The organism is Roseibium sp. Sym1 (assembly GCF_027359675.1).
Classification (GTDB): Bacteria; Pseudomonadota; Alphaproteobacteria; order Rhizobiales; family Stappiaceae; genus Roseibium.
This window is the reverse complement of sequence record NZ_CP114786.1, coordinates 4,130,139-4,144,939: the sequence shown is the minus strand read 5'-3', so window position 1 is coordinate 4,144,939 and position 14,801 is coordinate 4,130,139. Positions and strand designations below refer to the sequence as shown.

General features: G+C 61.7%; 12 protein-coding genes. 10 read left to right on the top strand and 2 right to left on the bottom strand.

Annotated features, from left to right (window positions below; genetic code table 11):
- Nucleotides 1–290: 290 nt before the first annotated feature.
- The gene (locus tag O6760_RS18780; protein WP_269581241.1) at nt 291–524 is read left to right on the top strand and encodes a hypothetical protein; all 234 of its coding nucleotides are present in this window, start codon (nt 291–293) and stop codon (nt 522–524) included.
- Between the two features lie 350 nt (nt 525–874).
- Here the strand turns inward: O6760_RS18780 and O6760_RS18775 are convergent, their stop codons facing one another.
- On the bottom strand, nt 875–2,935 hold the full coding sequence (locus O6760_RS18775) for a putative bifunctional diguanylate cyclase/phosphodiesterase (protein ID WP_269581240.1): 2,061 nt from the start codon (nt 2,933–2,935) through the stop codon (nt 875–877).
- 502 nt (nt 2,936–3,437) lie between these two features.
- Here O6760_RS18775 and O6760_RS18770 point away from each other — a divergent pair.
- Nucleotides 3,438–6,503, top strand: a complete 3,066-nt coding sequence (locus O6760_RS18770; RefSeq protein WP_269581239.1) for an ATP-binding protein — start codon at nt 3,438–3,440, stop codon at nt 6,501–6,503.
- Between the two features lie 114 nt (nt 6,504–6,617).
- Nucleotides 6,618–7,853, top strand: a complete 1,236-nt coding sequence (locus O6760_RS18765; RefSeq protein ID WP_269581238.1) for a hypothetical protein — start codon at nt 6,618–6,620, stop codon at nt 7,851–7,853.
- 221 nt (nt 7,854–8,074) lie between these two features.
- On the opposite strand, the gene O6760_RS18760 is transcribed toward O6760_RS18765, so the two are convergent.
- Nucleotides 8,075–9,502, bottom strand: a complete 1,428-nt coding sequence (locus O6760_RS18760) for an MFS transporter (protein ID WP_269581237.1) — start codon at nt 9,500–9,502, stop codon at nt 8,075–8,077.
- Nucleotides 9,503–9,634: 132 nt separating this feature from the next.
- On the opposite strand from O6760_RS18760, the gene O6760_RS18755 reads away from it, so the two are divergent.
- The 7 genes from O6760_RS18755 (at nt 9,635) to O6760_RS18725 (ending at nt 14,801) form a co-directional block, all read left to right on the top strand.
- Nucleotides 9,635–10,099 (top strand): Rrf2 family transcriptional regulator, encoded by a 465-nt coding sequence (locus O6760_RS18755; RefSeq protein WP_269581236.1) that lies wholly within the window; start codon nt 9,635–9,637, stop codon nt 10,097–10,099.
- 138 nt (nt 10,100–10,237) lie between these two features.
- The gene (locus tag O6760_RS18750) at nt 10,238–10,663 is read left to right on the top strand and encodes a hypothetical protein (RefSeq protein ID WP_269581235.1); all 426 of its coding nucleotides are present in this window, start codon (nt 10,238–10,240) and stop codon (nt 10,661–10,663) included.
- A gap of 48 nt (nt 10,664–10,711) precedes the next feature.
- Entirely contained in the window at nt 10,712–11,233 is a 522-nt protein-coding gene (locus tag O6760_RS18745; protein WP_269581234.1) for a hypothetical protein, read from the top strand.
- A 168-nt stretch (nt 11,234–11,401) separates the two neighbouring features.
- Nucleotides 11,402–12,619 carry an NADP-dependent isocitrate dehydrogenase gene (locus O6760_RS18740; RefSeq protein ID WP_269581233.1) on the top strand — a complete coding sequence of 406 codons (1,218 nt, stop codon included), beginning with the start codon at nt 11,402–11,404 and terminating at the stop codon, nt 12,617–12,619.
- Nucleotides 12,620–12,760: 141 nt separating this feature from the next.
- A complete protein-coding gene (locus O6760_RS18735) occupies nt 12,761–13,369 on the top strand; it encodes an ABC transporter ATP-binding protein (RefSeq protein ID WP_269581232.1) in 609 nt (202 codons plus the stop codon).
- The gene (locus O6760_RS18730; RefSeq protein ID WP_269581231.1) at nt 13,366–14,172 is read left to right on the top strand and encodes an ABC transporter permease; all 807 of its coding nucleotides are present in this window, start codon (nt 13,366–13,368) and stop codon (nt 14,170–14,172) included. Before O6760_RS18735 ends, O6760_RS18730 begins: the two co-directional genes overlap by 4 nt.
- Nucleotides 14,169–14,801 carry a glutathione S-transferase family protein gene (locus tag O6760_RS18725; RefSeq protein ID WP_269581230.1) on the top strand — a complete coding sequence of 211 codons (633 nt, stop codon included), beginning with the start codon at nt 14,169–14,171 and terminating at the stop codon, nt 14,799–14,801. The genes O6760_RS18730 and O6760_RS18725 overlap by 4 nt, the downstream gene beginning before the upstream one ends.

Sequence of the window (14,801 nt, the reverse complement as noted above, 5' to 3'; positions counted from 1 at the left end):
GGCACTTGCCGGAGCAACCGGGACCGGGTGGTATCGCGGGCCGGTCCGGCACGATGTCCGGATCATCAAACAGTTCCGATGTTGTTGATCTCACTAAGACTTTCAAAAACCGGCACAAAGATCTGAAAATACATTCGTTTTTACCCAAGGCGCCCAAGTTCGTCATTCAAAAATCCAGAAACGAATTCGATTAAAATTTTCTATATTTAGGGTATTTGGGATTTATACTTGCGATAACAATAACCAAAGATAACCTGAATACTCGACAGGTGATATCGAGAGACTTCGCAATGCCCTTTACAAAATTGGGAACCCTTATCGCTGGTGTGGTGTTTTTCCTTGGCTGCATTCAGGTTGCCCTCGCGATAGGCGTCGCCGTCGGCGCCATCGTCGAACCTCGCCCCGGCCTGTTTCTGGGAAACATGACCAGGGAACAGGCGATCGACAGCGGCCTTCTCAAGATCATGGCTGCCGTGGCCTTTGGCATCATCACGGAAATCAGCCGTTCAGTCGAAAAGAAATAGCTGACCGCGGCCTCTAGAGCATGTCGCGATTATTTGGGTTCATTTGATGGCGCAAAACGGTTCACTCGGCAAGGCGCGTCGCGCAGCGCGATGCAATGCATCGGGCAAGTGGCGCAACGCTGACGATGGGCCGTTTCGCGCCACCCGGATAGGTGCGAAACTCTTGACGTTGGCCCTAGAATGGGCCGGACAATTTTGGCCACCTGCGTCGTTGGCTTGCCCTTGTGGTGGGCGGCACCACGGCGCGCAAACCGACTCGCCGGTGACCAAAATTGTCTCGGTCAAATGAACTCAAATAAACGCGACATGCTCTAGGCTGTGGTCGTTCCGGATATCGCCCGCAACGGGCATCAGGAGGCGGCTCTGCCGCTCTTTTCCGAAACGCGCTCGGCTTCTTCGAACACCATTTCTGAAAACGCGGCATAAGGCACGGCGGGGCTCCACAGGAACCCCTGCCCCAGGGTGCCGCCCCACATGTGAATGTACTCCATCTGCAACCTGGTCTCGACACCTTCCGAAACGGTGTTCATGTTGAGTTGCCGGGCCATCATCAGGATCAGCTCGACGATGGTGCGCCGGTCCTCGCTGTTGCCGATTTCCGTGATGAAGGAGCGGTCGATCTTGAGCGTGTCGAACGGCATGCTGGCCAGGCTGTGCAACGATGAATAGCCCGTACCGAAATCGTCGATCGCGAATTTCACGCCTTTGTTCTTGATCGGCATGATCTGGTCGAGCAGGTTCTGGGAGTAGTTGACAAGGCTGGATTCCGTCACTTCCAGCTCAAGCTTGTCCAGCGGAAATCCGCTGTCCTTCAGGATGCCCAGGGTACGGTCGCAAAAGTCGGACGACTGCAGCTGAGCCGGCGCGACATTGACCGCGACGGAAACGTCCGCCCCCCTGCCGGCGATGGCCTTCATGTCATTCAGCGCGGTCTCGAGAACAAATTCACCGATCGGCCCGATCATGCCGCTTTCTTCCGCGACCGGGATGAATTTGGACGGCGGCACCTGACCGAGTTCGTCATCGCTCCAGCGCAGCAACGCTTCGGAACCCGCGATCCTGCCCGAGGCAAGATCCACCTTGGGCTGGTAGTGCACCGAGAGGGAACGGCTGGCAAGCGCATCTTCAAGTCTGTGGCGTATCCGTTCGCGCTCGGTCATGCGTGCCCGAATCCGGTCGTTGTAGGTAACCGACCGGGCCCGTCCGCCGGCCTTGGCTTCATACATGGCCATATTGGCATTGCGCAGCACTTCCTCGGCGGTCTTGCCGTGGTCCGGCCATCTGGCGACACCGACACTGACCGTCACTGAAAGGGACAGGCTGCCGACGCGCAGCGCGCCACCAAGATGCTCGACGACGGCCTCGGAAAGGCGCTCAAGCGCATCCGGATCGGCCAGGCCGGGCAGCAGGACCACGAATTCGTCGCCGGAAAACCTGGCGGCACAGGGGGATCTCGAAGTCATCGGACCGGCCATTTGATCGACGAATTGGGCCAGCCGTCTGGAAATGCGCTTGAGCAATGCGTCCCCGGCGGCGTGGCCGTGCATGTCATTGATCAACTTGAAGCGGTCCAGGCCGATGTAAAGAACACCACCGCTACTGTCGGGACGCAGATCGATCATCGACAGGGCCACATTGTCCAGTTTTGCCCGGTTCGGCAGTCCCGTGATGCGGTCCGTATAGGCCAGATGCTCGATTTTCTGGATGTTTTGGCGCAGGTTGTTCACCATCTCCCGAAACGCGGTCTGCAGCTCTCCGACTTCGCCCGGGGCGTCGGACTTCATGTTGCAGTCCAGGTATCCGGCGGCAGCCTCGTTCGCCGCCTCCGTCACCCGGCTGACACCGGCGGTTGCCCGGTACATCAGCAGCGCGAGCACCGGAACGAAGGCGAGCAGCAACAGCCCGAACACGATGGTCACCTGGAAGATTTTTTCGCGCAGGATGCCGGCCATCTCATGCTTGGAGATGCGCACAAGCACGCTGCCGACGGCTTCACCGCCCCGAAAGGCGGGCAGCACGTATTCGATCGTCTCGGAGGTTTCCTTGCGTATCGAGCGGCCCTCCTGCGCCGCCACCAGTGCGTCCTCGTTGAAATCGACTTCGCTCGACGGCACTGCGGACGTGAAGTCGCTGGCAAATTCCCGGCCGAAGCGGCTGTAGACCTTGGCGGCGACGATGTACCGGTCTCCGGCGACGGCATTCAGGATGCGTTCGAGCTCTCCGTAGTTCTTGTTTTCAATGTCACGCGCCGCGGTATTTGTGATCAGGAGTGCATTGTCATGCGCAGTGCGCGCGAGCCGGTCACCGATCTTGCTCGTCTGTGCGTAATAATCGATTCCGATCAGGACCAGCGAGAATGCCAGCAGCCCGCAAACGCCAAAAAGCGTGGCACGCACGAAAACACGTCTCAAGATCTGGCGGGTCCAAAACCGAATGAATTGCAACACGAAGAACGCTCCAGCGGTTTCTTGTATACCGTCACCTAAGGCGCGGCGCTCGGTGCAAGTTTTGCCGCTCGCCCTCAACAAATACTAAACACAATAGTAGAACCATCCGCCTTTTCATGAAAACTACGAAAAAAGAAAGACACAAATCTGGAAATTGACAGTTTAAACGAGGACATAATTACGCAATATAGTTTAATTCGGCAAAAACGCCTCTCCCAACGCTTTACCGGACTGCTTTTTCATGCCCCACCCGTTGTCCGCCTGTCGAATCCGCCGGGGTCCGAACAGAAAGTGTCAGGAGCAGCGTGCCGAAATCTTCCAGCGGTCGCACCACGTATTTTTAACAGTGTTAGCCGGTTGGTAATGAATTTTGTATGTTGTTGGAGCATGACAACTTTAGATTGATTCAAGTATCTTGTAGCCAGATACTGCGCGCTGGTGCGATGGGGCAAACTCCGGGGTGTCGATGAACTCAACTCCTGCCAATTTGGTTGTTGGCGACAACGAACCGACCGGGGCCGGGAACGGCCAGGGGCCGGTACCGTTGTCGGGGAACGTGGAAGACATCAATCACGCGTCCGCCTCCAGCTTCCATGCGGCACTGACGGTTGCGGTTATCGGGTTTGACGATCCGGACGCCCTGGCGGCGCAGTTGTCGGAAGAGGAACTCGCCTTTCTCAACGGCAGGCTCGGTACGGCGTGCGCCATTGCCGCTTCGGAATTCGGCGGCAAACTTGTGATCCGCTCCAGCGGGCCGAAGGTTCTGGTATTCGGCGTACCGACGCTCCACGAGATGGACGCGGAACGCGCTGTGCTGGCGGCACAAAAGATCCTGCGAACCTTCGGGCGCGACGGGTACGACCAGCCGGTTCGGCTGCGCTGCGGCATCGCCAGCGGAGAAGGCAACGTTGTCGTGGAAGACGGCCCAAACATGGCACCGGTCTCGGTGACGGGCGCAGCGGTTGAGAACGCGATCCGGCTGGAACAGGAAGCGCCGCAAGGTGTGCTGCTGATCTCCCCGGAAGCCCATGCCCTGTTTCGAAGCGACTTCATGGCCAGGAAAGTGCAGCTGCGCGACGGAACGGAAACCGTCTTCGAGGTTTCGCCCGCGGTGCCGCCCACGGCCCGCAATGAAAGCGCTGACCGGGGCAAGGAGCCTGTTCCGCTCACCGGCCGGAGCAATGAACTGGGCACGCTGCAGATCTGCTGGGAAGGCGCCAAGTCCGGGATTTCACAATCCGTCATGCTTGTCGGCGAACCGGGTATCGGAAAATCCAGCCTGATACGCGCCTTTCAACAGACAGCGCGGACCGATCACCCCCTGATACTGAATTTCTTCGGATCCGTGCACCATCGGCGGACGCCCTTTTATCCGGTCGCACAGGGTCTCTACAAGTTTCTCGGTCTGAAAGGCTTCCAGAGCCCCATGCTGCTCAACACCGTGGTTGAGCAGTTGCTCGCGGACCTTGGACTGGACAGCCGCCGCGACAAGGCCAACCTGAGCGCGCTCCTGAAGGCGGGCGGCCTCGAAAGTCACCCGTCCCAGCCGGACGCGGATGTTGACGCCCCGAACGATACCCTCGTTGCCTGCATCCGGAAGCTCGCGGAAATTCATCCGGTCATCCTTGTCTACGAGGATGCCCACTGGATGGACATCAGCACTCTTGAATCGATTGCCCTACTCCACAAGTCGCTTGGCAGAAACAGGGTCATGACGCTCGTCAGCATGCGGCCAGGCAAGTGCGCAATTGACCTGACCGGCGCCGTCAAGCTGACCTGCCGGATCGGTCAGCTCCAGGAAAACCAGACCCGCAAGCTGGCGGCCCTGCTTCGGCCCGATGACATGAGCGACGCGTATTTCGAGCAGATCGTCAAACGGTCGGACGGCATTCCGCTGTTCCTGGAACAGCTGATGTTCAATGCCGCCGACTGCGGCCCGGGCGATACCGCCTCGGCCCGCGTGCCCGTTTCCCTGCGCGAGACCCTTGCGGCAAGGCTGTCGCACCTTGGCGAGGCGAAGGATCTGCTGCTGCAGGCAGCGGTCATCGGTCGCGAGTTCGATGCGGCACTTTTGAGGGACCTGTCAGGTCTCTCCGCGGACCGGCTGAAAAAACAGCTGACGGCCCTGCAGCGCGCCAATCTGATCTATCGCAAGGGCCCCTTTGAAGATGGCCTGTTCGAATTCAAGCACAGCCTCGTGCTGGAGCTGGCCTATCAGTCCATCGCCCCTCACAGGCGCAGCCGCTATCACCGGGAAATCGCTGTTGCCCTCACGGAAAACCCGGAGAGTTACCCACCCGTCGCCGCGGAAGTGATCGCACGCCATTTCGAGCGCGGCGGCAACACCGCGGCAGCCCTGAAATTCCTGGAAATTGCCGGTATGGACGCCGTCCGCGTCGCCGCCCACAGGGACGCCGGACGCTACTTCGGCAAGGCGCTTGAACTGGCACAGGAAATCAACGACACCAGGGACCGTGAGCTGGCCGTCAACCGCTTCCTGCTGCTGCTCGGACCGCAGCTGATCGCCAAGCACGGCTTTGCCTCGAAGGAAGTCCGCGAGGTCTATTCAAAGGCCCGCTCGCTGACCTCCATGGAAACAGGCTCGGCAGAAGTCCTGCAGATGCTCTGGGGCGTGTGGGGCGCCCACATGGTCAAGGCCGAGGTCGGCTTTGCCAAACAGCTCAGCGACGAGTTCCTACGCCACGCCATGGTGCGTCAGGACCCGATCGAGGTAACGGCAGGGCACTATATGGCTGGTGTCGGCGCCTTCTATATCGGCGCTCTGGAGGAAGCGGAACGCTCGATGCTGGCCGCCGTCGAGGCTTCACAGCTGGCCGATTTCGACGAGATGGTCACCCGGTACAGCCTGGACCTCGGCATTCTCGCCAGGTCCTACTTGAGCTGGTGTTACGCGCTAATGGACCGGCCCGACAGCCTTCGGGACAATTGCCTGTCCCTCGAAACCGCTTCCCTGCTCTCGGATCACGCGTTTTGCCGGGCCTTTTCCAGCTGTTTCATGGCGACCGCCTACAATTTCCTCGGTGACGGTCCGGAAGCGGAACGCCATGCCCTGACTGCCGCGGATCTCAGCCGGCGGGAAGGCTTCGCGCAACAGATGGCCCAGGCGGAAATCAACCTGGGACGCGCCCGAGCGGTCGCCGGTGACAAGTCCGGAATGCGCCTGATGGCCGCCGGCCTGAAGTCCTACCTGTCCACGGGCGCCGTTCTTGCGCGCCCCTATGCCGAGGCCTGGATTGCCGAGGCACGCCTTCACCGGAACACCCCGCAGGAAGCCCTGCGCGAGCTGATGTCGGTCCGCCGCTTCACGCTGCGCTCCGGTGAACGCTACTTCGATGCGGAACTGTTGCGCCTGTCCGCCCTGGCAACCAGGGCTGTGCACCCGCAAGCGCGGCACCGGGCCCGCACGCTTCTGGACAAATCGGAACGCATGGCCCTGCGGACCGGCAACTGGTTGCATCTGGCCAGAACCCGAAAAACCGCGATTGAAGGCGGCGGCAACTTCCCGCAATAGTCACGCTTTTTAAATCAATAGCTGTATAAATTGACAATACATCTACGGAATGACCCCTGTCCGCTGACGGCAGTCACCGGGCGGGTCTCTTTTCAGCACATTGGGTGGGGCAACATGACGAATGAAGCGCTTTCCGGGCGCGGTCTCCTGATCGCAGGCACGCCGGTCCGTGACACTGAAACCCTCAAGAAGAATCTGGTCGAGCTGGCCGGAAAAGACCGGGAAGACGTTGTTCACGGCCGGCTGGCCGATGAAATCATCGTCGCCTCGGCAGCTGCAAGCCTGCCGATTTCCTTCCCGTCGCTGCAGCATTTCTGGGAAAACCTGCTGTTCCGCCTCGGTGCCATCGCTTCCATGACGGCGCTGACTTCCGGTGTCTACGACTGCGACTATTACGACCCGGTCGCGGGTCCCGAGCCGCGGCTCGGCACGACCGGCGACAGCCGCGTCTCCAAATACTGGGAATTCATCACGCCCGGCGGCACGGACGCCGCCTGGCAGCAGGTCGCCGATACGGACAGTCTCGCGGCCATCACACCGGCGGAGGGTCACACGCTGCCTTTCCGCGGCGAATGCGCGGGAGCCTTTCAGCTGACGGTCTTCTGGGGGCTGTTGAACGGTCTTGGTGCGGACGGCTTCAGCAAGCTGGCGGCCGAATTCGGCACCATGCTGGTCGGTCCCTGGACCGACAACCCGGCCACGGACTTCATGGCGCAGAAAGCCTCGCTGCAGGATCCGCCGATTCCCGGCGACTACATGTATTTCAAGAACAAGGACGACTATCTCGAATGGGCGCCGGACGGCTTCTGGCAGGGTCTCAATGCCATGTACATGGGCAAGGACATGCTCGGCACACGGCATTATTCCGGCATGGGCGCCAGTTGGCTGAGCGAACAGAACCTGCGTGCCTCTCTGGTGAATGCCTATTACCACGACTGCTATCCGCACACGGTCAATTGCCCGCTGGCGGAAGTGCGGTTTACCATTCGAAGGCTCCTGCAGGTTCCCGACACCATCACGAAGGCTGCCATGCCGCTGCGCTCCGATCACCCGTCCAAGGGGACCGTCCCGACCACCACCAGCCTCAGGGCCCAGGGCTATCAGGCCCTCAGCCGGGACACCTACGAGAACCCGCGCACGACCGTCGAGGAATGCGCCGTCCTTTTCGGCATCACCGCGCTCGACCTGCATCAGCAGCAGAGCGCCGCCCTGGAAAACCCGGAAACGCGCTTCGACGCCCCCGGCGCCAGCATCGTGCTGAGCTATCACAATCCGGAAGACGATCGCCGCAATCCGCAAGCGGTTGTCCGGGTCATCGTCAAGCTGAAGCAGGGTTTCGCCGCGCAATAGGCACCCCGGTTCCAGGCAACGGGCTTTCCCGTGCGTGACGCAGCCCCTCTCCCGGCGGGAGAAATCCCCGGCGGCTTGTCGACCGGAGACGGCCGCCATTTCACCCACATCCCGAGGCGCGTTCACACGTGCCTCGAGGGACCTCCGGCTTGGCCCAAACCGGTGGCGATCCTTCGAAAGGACCTTCGGCTCAACTCCGGACGAATATCTTGGCTTTGGTCTCAATCGTGCCAAAAGCGGAACCGGCTCCACCTGGCGACAGTCAGGCAGAACAGTGCGGCCAGGACACCGATTGGATAGACCAGCGTCGCCTGTGCCGCCTGCCGGAACGAAGCTTCGCTCATGTCCGCCCCCAGCATTTGAAAGAAGATCTGCCCCTGGATGGCGATCCCAAAGGCCATGCCCACCTGCTGGAAGGCCTGCAGCACCCCTGACCCGGCACCGGCGTCAACGCCGCCAACCCGTGACAGAACCATCTGGAACAGCGCGGGAATGCCGGTGCCGACACCGAGTCCCAGGAGCAGGAAAGGCAGCAGCAAGGTCTCGGGCGCACGGTCCGACAGGACGACAAACCGGATCGCCACCAGGGCGCAAAGCACCATCAGCGTGCTCGCTACGATCCGTCCGGAAAACCAGCGGCTACCGAACCGTCCCGAATATGCCGACGCCACGATGACGCCGACAGGATGCGGCGCCAGGATCAGGCCGGCAAAGAGCGGCGTCAGTCCGAGCCCGGCCTGAAGGAAAACCGCCATCATGAAGAACACTCCGGCCATGGCGGAAAAAAAGGCTGCGACGAACAGCACGCCAGCCAGGAAGGCTTTGTCCCCCGTCAACGCGACAGGCAGCAATTGCGGCAGGCCCTGATTAGCGTTCCGGCGCTGGACCAGGTGAAACAGGACCGTCAGACCGGCGCTGAGGCCGATCAGTGCGAAGCACCAGACCGGCCAGCCGAACTGCCGCCCCTCGACCAGCGGGAACACCAGAGCCACTACCGCCAGCGCGAACAGGAAGGTTCCCGCCCAGTCCGGTTTCAGGCTGGTCTCGTTCCGAAGATCCGGCAGGAACCGCAGCGCACCGTATAACGAGACAAGACCGATCGGGAGATTGATCAGGAAGATCGGCCGCCAGCCGAGGCCGAAAAGATCCGCCCAGACCAGCACCCCGCCAACCAGGGGCCCGGCCACGGCCCCGAGCGCGCTGACGGACCCGAACAGGCCGATCGCCCTGCCTTTTTCCTCCTCCGCGAACACCACATGCACGATGGCAAGCACCTGGGGCACCATCATTGCCGCGCTCAGCCCCTGGGTCCCGCGGCTGGCGATCAGGGTTGTTGTGTCCGGCGCAAGACCACAGGCGAGAGAACTCACGGTGAAGCCGGCAACGCCCAGGCAGAACAGCCGGCCGCGGCCAAGAACATCGCCAAAGCGGCCGAAGGGGAGAAGGCCGGCGGCGAAGGTCAGCACATAGATGACCAGCACCCATTCCAGCTCGGTATCGCTGGCCCCGAGATCGGCCCTGATGACCGGCAGGGCCAGATTGACGACGGAAATGTCGAGAATGTTCATGAACATGGCGAGATAGAGCGCGGCAAGCGCCGTCCAACGGTTGCCGCCTTCCCGGGCAGCGCCGGCACGTGCGAGCGTCATTTCAAAATCTCCTGAGATCGCGAAACCTAATTTGTTACTTCTTAAGTTACGAATCTCGGCCGGTCAATCTCATGTGCCTTTATTTGTCACATAACAGTCAGGCCGCTATGATCGGGAAAAAGGGAATCAACCATGCGCACCGACAGCCGCCTGCCCCGCGTGCTTCACGTTCTTCTGCACCTGGAGCAGATCCGGGAGCCGGTCACCTCCGAGCAGATCGGCAGGATGCTGAACACCAACCCGTCCCTTGTCCGCCGCACCATGGCGGGCCTGAGGGAAGCCGGGTTCGTCGGCGCCACCAAGGGGCACGGCGGCGGCTGGGTGCTGGAAAGGCCGCTCAAGGAGATCACCCTGGCCGCCGTCTATGCGGCGCTCGGCGCACCGCAGCTCTTCGCCGTCGGCCCATCGGGCGACGCGCCGGACTGCCTGCTGGAACGGGCGGCAAACGCGGCAACATCAATGGCGCTGGAAGCCGCGCGAACCACGTTTCAAGCGGAATTGCAGAAAGTGACCGTAGCGGATCTGGTGGCACCGCACGCTCAGGAAATCCGGGAATACCAGGCGCATCAGCGCTCCGGCACTGGAACTGCCTCCTGACGGCAAAACGCTGTTGCCCGTCTGTCCCTGCCCGAAAGTTAAGACTGGATTTCCGTCAATCGTTTCCGTAACTTGTGCAAGTGTTTGAAATCGATCAATGTTTGCAGAATTCAATTTTCACGAGAGATGCCTCCTGCCATGAACCGGATCCTTTTTCCTGTCTCCCTCCTGCTTGTCTCCCTGTTGCTTGCCGCCGGTCTGCCCGCAAAGGCGGCCAGTTGGACAGCTGCTGAATTGCCCGCCTATTCGGATGACACCGAGTTTGTCGCGATCGGAAGCGACGGCCTGCTTTATGCCGTCACGTCCAATCCCAACGGCTACGTGTTCACTTCGCTTCTCGAAACCTACAAGTTCGAACCTTCGGGCGACGGCTTCACCGGCCGGATCCTGTCGGGAAAGCAGGTTTACTACCTGGGCAGCAGCTGCGACGCCGCCGGTGAGCGGGTCAAGGGATCATGGTCGGTGAACAACACCGGGCTTGCCTTTGCGATAGCCGATGCCGGGCGGCCGGTGTTGACCTTCAACCTTCTTTCAACCGGCCTGTCTCCAAGCCACAGCTGCTGAGAGCGGCTCCTCGCAACCGTCAAGCTCGAACGCCCCCGGGGAAATCCGATGAACGCAAAAACCGCCGTTGTCCTGCTGGCATCGATGATGATGGGTGGAGAAGCCGTCGCCGCTCCGCTTGAAGACTATTTTTCCAGCCTGAACACCTGCTACGGCCGCAGCTACTCCAGCGACCACCTCCAACAGCACCATGGTCAACAGGTGATCGACATGGCCGTCAGTCATTTTCCGCAAAAACAGGAACTGCTGGGAATGGACAGCCCGTTCCAGCCCTATCCCGACACTCCGCGCATGGTGCTGCGCCTTGATGTCTGGCTGCGGGGACAGGACAGGTCCTGGCAGGAGCACGCAATCTGCGAGCCTCACGGAGACAGTCTGTCCTGCGCCATCGAATGCGACGGCGGAACATTCGAGATCGAGGCACGCGATCAGGACCGGCTGCTGGTCAAGCTGCGCAGCGATCTTTATTTTACCCAGTGCGATGCCGGTGATGCCATGCTCAGCCGGACCGCGGAAGACCGGTCCTTTCTGTTGTCTCCCCTGCCGCGGTCCCATTGCTCACCGGAGTGACCCCGTAGCCTAAGGTCGAACGGCGACAGGCAACGCATGCTCGGTCACCCCTTGCCTCACCGCGACTGATTGTATACAAGCGCACACAATAGAAATCCGGTACAACTCGGTGCCGAGAGATTTCCTCCGCCTGATTCCGTTTCCTAAAGACCGCGAGGCCGCGTTTCCATGGCAAAGATCAAAGTCGACAATCCCGTTGTTGAACTCGACGGCGACGAGATGACCCGCATCATCTGGGCCTTTATCAAGGACAAGCTGATCCATCCCTATCTCGATATCGATCTGCTCTACTACGATCTGTCGATCCAGAAGCGCGACGAGACCGATGACCAGATCACGGTGGATGCGGCGAACGCCATCAAGGAACACGGTGTCGGCATCAAGTGCGCCACCATCACGCCGGACGAGGCCCGCGTCGAGGAATTCGGCCTCAAGCGCATGTACCGTTCGCCCAACGGCACCATCCGCAACATCCTCGGCGGCGTGATCTTCCGCGAGCCGATCATCATGCAGAACGTGCCGCGCCTCGTGCCCGGCTGGACCCAGCCGATCATCGTCGGCCGCCATGCCTTCGGCGACCAGTACCGCGCCACCGATTTCCGTTTTCCGGGCAAGGGCAAGCTGACCATCACCTTCACCGGCGAAGACGGCGATGTCATCGAGAAGGAAGTCTATGACGCGCCGTCGGCGGGCGTTGCCATGGCCATGTACAATCTCGACGACTCGATCCGCGACTTCGCCCGGGCCTCGATGAACTATGCCCTTCAGCGCAAGGTGCCCTGTTATCTGTCCACCAAGAACACGATCCTGAAAGCCTATGACGGCCGTTTCAAGGACCTCTTCCAGGAAATCTACGAGGCGGAATTCAAGGAAAAATTCGCTGATGCCGGCATCTGGTACGAGCACCGGCTGATCGACGACATGGTCGCCAGCGCACTGAAATGGTCCGGCGGCTATGTCTGGGCCTGCAAGAACTACGACGGCGACGTCCAGTCCGACACGGTGGCCCAGGGCTTCGGCTCGCTCGGCCTGATGACCTCCGTCCTGATGACGCCGGACGGCAAGACCGTCGAGGCCGAAGCCGCGCATGGCACGGTTACCCGCCACTACCGCCAGCACCAGGCCGGCGAGAGCACCTCGACCAACTCCATCGCCTCGATCTTCGCCTGGACCCGCGGCCTGGCCCACAGGGCCAAGCTCGACGGCAACGACAAGCTGGCAAGATTCGCCAAGACACTGGAGAATGTCTGCGTCCGGACCGTCGAATCCGGCTACATGACCAAGGATCTAGCCCTCCTCGTCGGCCCCGACCAGGCCTGGCTGACCACGACCGGCTTTCTCGACAAGATCGACGAGAACCTCCAGAAAGCCATGGCGGATCTGTAAAGACAGCGCCCCGGGGACACCCCGGGGCGTCTTTTCCCGAAGGGCCATGTCGCAGGAGGCGTGTCCCCGCGGACGTGCCCGATTGTCACCCTCCGTTCACCGCGTTACGCTCATGTCCGCCGGACCTGGAGGAGTGCGCGCGTGCTGACGATCCGCGACTTGAAAACACCCCTGATCGGTCCGGTCGACCTCGACATCGCACCAGGCACCTGCTGCACCATTTCCGGCCCGTCCGGTGCGGGAAAGTCCCTGTTCCTGCGCGCGATTGCCGACCTCGACGAGAGCACCGGTCAGGTGACGCTGGACGGCCTGTCCCGTGACAGCCTGTCCGCTCCCGACTGGCGCCGGAAAGTGGCCTACGTGCCCGCGGAAAGCGGCTGGTGGGCCGATCGGGTCGAGGATCATTTCGACAAGAGGGACGGCCTTGCCGAACGCCTGGCCGCGGTCGGCCTGGGCGACGCGCTTCCCTGGGAAATTTCCCGCCTGTCGACCGGTGAGCGCCAGCGCCTTGCCCTTGTCCGCGCCCTGGAGAACGAGCCCGAGGTGCTGCTTCTCGATGAACCGACCTCGGCACTCGACCCGCCTTCCGTCGCCCAGGTGGAAGATCTCCTGAGGGAAAGGCTCCAGACCGGATGCGCCGTCCTGCTGGTCACCCATGACCCGGACCAGCCGAAGCGTCTCGGCGCACGTGAATTCGAAATGACGTCCGGCAAGCTGTCGGCCCGCGCCCCTTGGGAGGCCGCACCGTGACCGGTTATCTTGCCTTGTCCTACTGGGACCTGGTGGCCGCCTCGGTGTTCCTGGTCCTGAACGCGGTGTTTTCGATCGTTCTCGATCTGGGCCTGACCCGCACCCTGATCGTCTCCGCCCTGCGCATGACGGTGCAACTGATCCTCGTAGGCCTTTTCCTGAAGGCGATATTCATTGCCGGATCCGTTTTCTGGACCCTTCTGGCCGCGGCGGTGATGCTCGGCTTTGCCGGACGCGAGATCTGGGCCCGGCAGGACCGCCGGCTCTCCGGGCTCTGGGGGCCGGGCCTCGGCGCCGCCGCCATGCTGGTGGCCGGCACGCTGGTCACGGTCTATGCGCTCGGCGGGCTGATCCGGCCGGACCCGGTCTGGCTGCCGCAATATGCGCTGCCGCTGTTCGGCATGGTGCTCGGCAACACCATGACCGGGGTCAGCCTGGGGCTCGACACCCTGCACACGGCCCTGGTCCGTGGACGGGTCGCCGTCGAGGCGCAACTGCTGCTCGGCAAGACCCGCTGGGAGGCGACACGTCCATTCGTTCGTCAGGCGCTCCGTTCCGGCTTCACGCCGATCATCAACGCCATGGCGGCAACCGGCGTGGTCTCGTTGCCCGGCATGATGACCGGGCAGATCCTCAGCGGTGTCGACCCGAGGGAAGCGGTCAAGTACCAGCTCCTGATCATGTTCCTGCTTGGAGGCGCCACAGGCCTGGGTGTCCTGGGCGCAACCTTTGGCAGCGTCTGGCGGCTGACCGACACCCGTCACCGCCTTCGACTGGACCGATTGACCGGAGGATCTTCATGATCGAACTTTTTGGTGCCGACTATTCCGTCTATGTCCGCTCCGCGCGCCTTGCGCTGGCGGAAAAGGGGATCGATTACACGCTCGTTCCCATCGATGTCTTTGCCCCCGGCGGTCCACCGGCCGATTACCTGCAGCTTCAGCCTTTCGGCAAGATCCCGGCCATGAAGCGTGGTGATGTCACGCTTTACGAGACCGTGGCGATCCTGCGTTACGTCGACGAGGCCTTCGAGGGGCCGCCGCTGCAGCCGGACGATCCGCTTGGCCGCGCCCGCATGACACAGTTCCTCTCGATCCTCGACACACATGCCTACCGGACACTGGTCTGGGAGATCTATGTGGAACGAGTCGTGAAGACCCGTGACGGCGGCGCCGCCGACGAGGTCGCCATCGCCTCGGCCATGGGTCCGGCGCGCACGGTTCTGGCGGCGCTGGAGGCGCTGGTGGCGGACGGCCCTTTCCTCCTCGGCGACCGTCCGTCCCTTGCCGACTGCCATGCAGCACCGATGCTGGCGCTGCTCGGAAAGGCCGAGGAAGGCAGGCTGCTGCTGAAGGGCGCGCCGAACCTGTCGGCTTGGCTGGAAGCCTTCGGGCGACGGACGGCCTTCAAGGCGACGGAACCGGCGGCCTGA

Coding starts and splice junctions, on each gene's coding strand:
- O6760_RS18780 (WP_269581241.1), top strand. CDS start 291: ATGCCCTTTACAAAATTGGGAACCCTTATCGCTGGTGTGGTGTTTTTC.
- O6760_RS18770 (WP_269581239.1), top strand. CDS start 3,438: ATGAACTCAACTCCTGCCAATTTGGTTGTTGGCGACAACGAACCGACC.
- O6760_RS18765 (WP_269581238.1), top strand. CDS start 6,618: ATGACGAATGAAGCGCTTTCCGGGCGCGGTCTCCTGATCGCAGGCACG.
- O6760_RS18760 (WP_269581237.1), bottom strand. CDS start 9,502: ATGACGCTCGCACGTGCCGGCGCTGCCCGGGAAGGCGGCAACCGTTGG.
- O6760_RS18755 (WP_269581236.1), top strand. CDS start 9,635: ATGCGCACCGACAGCCGCCTGCCCCGCGTGCTTCACGTTCTTCTGCAC.
- O6760_RS18750 (WP_269581235.1), top strand. CDS start 10,238: ATGAACCGGATCCTTTTTCCTGTCTCCCTCCTGCTTGTCTCCCTGTTG.
- O6760_RS18745 (WP_269581234.1), top strand. CDS start 10,712: ATGAACGCAAAAACCGCCGTTGTCCTGCTGGCATCGATGATGATGGGT.
- O6760_RS18740 (WP_269581233.1), top strand. CDS start 11,402: ATGGCAAAGATCAAAGTCGACAATCCCGTTGTTGAACTCGACGGCGAC.
- O6760_RS18725 (WP_269581230.1), top strand. CDS start 14,169: ATGATCGAACTTTTTGGTGCCGACTATTCCGTCTATGTCCGCTCCGCG.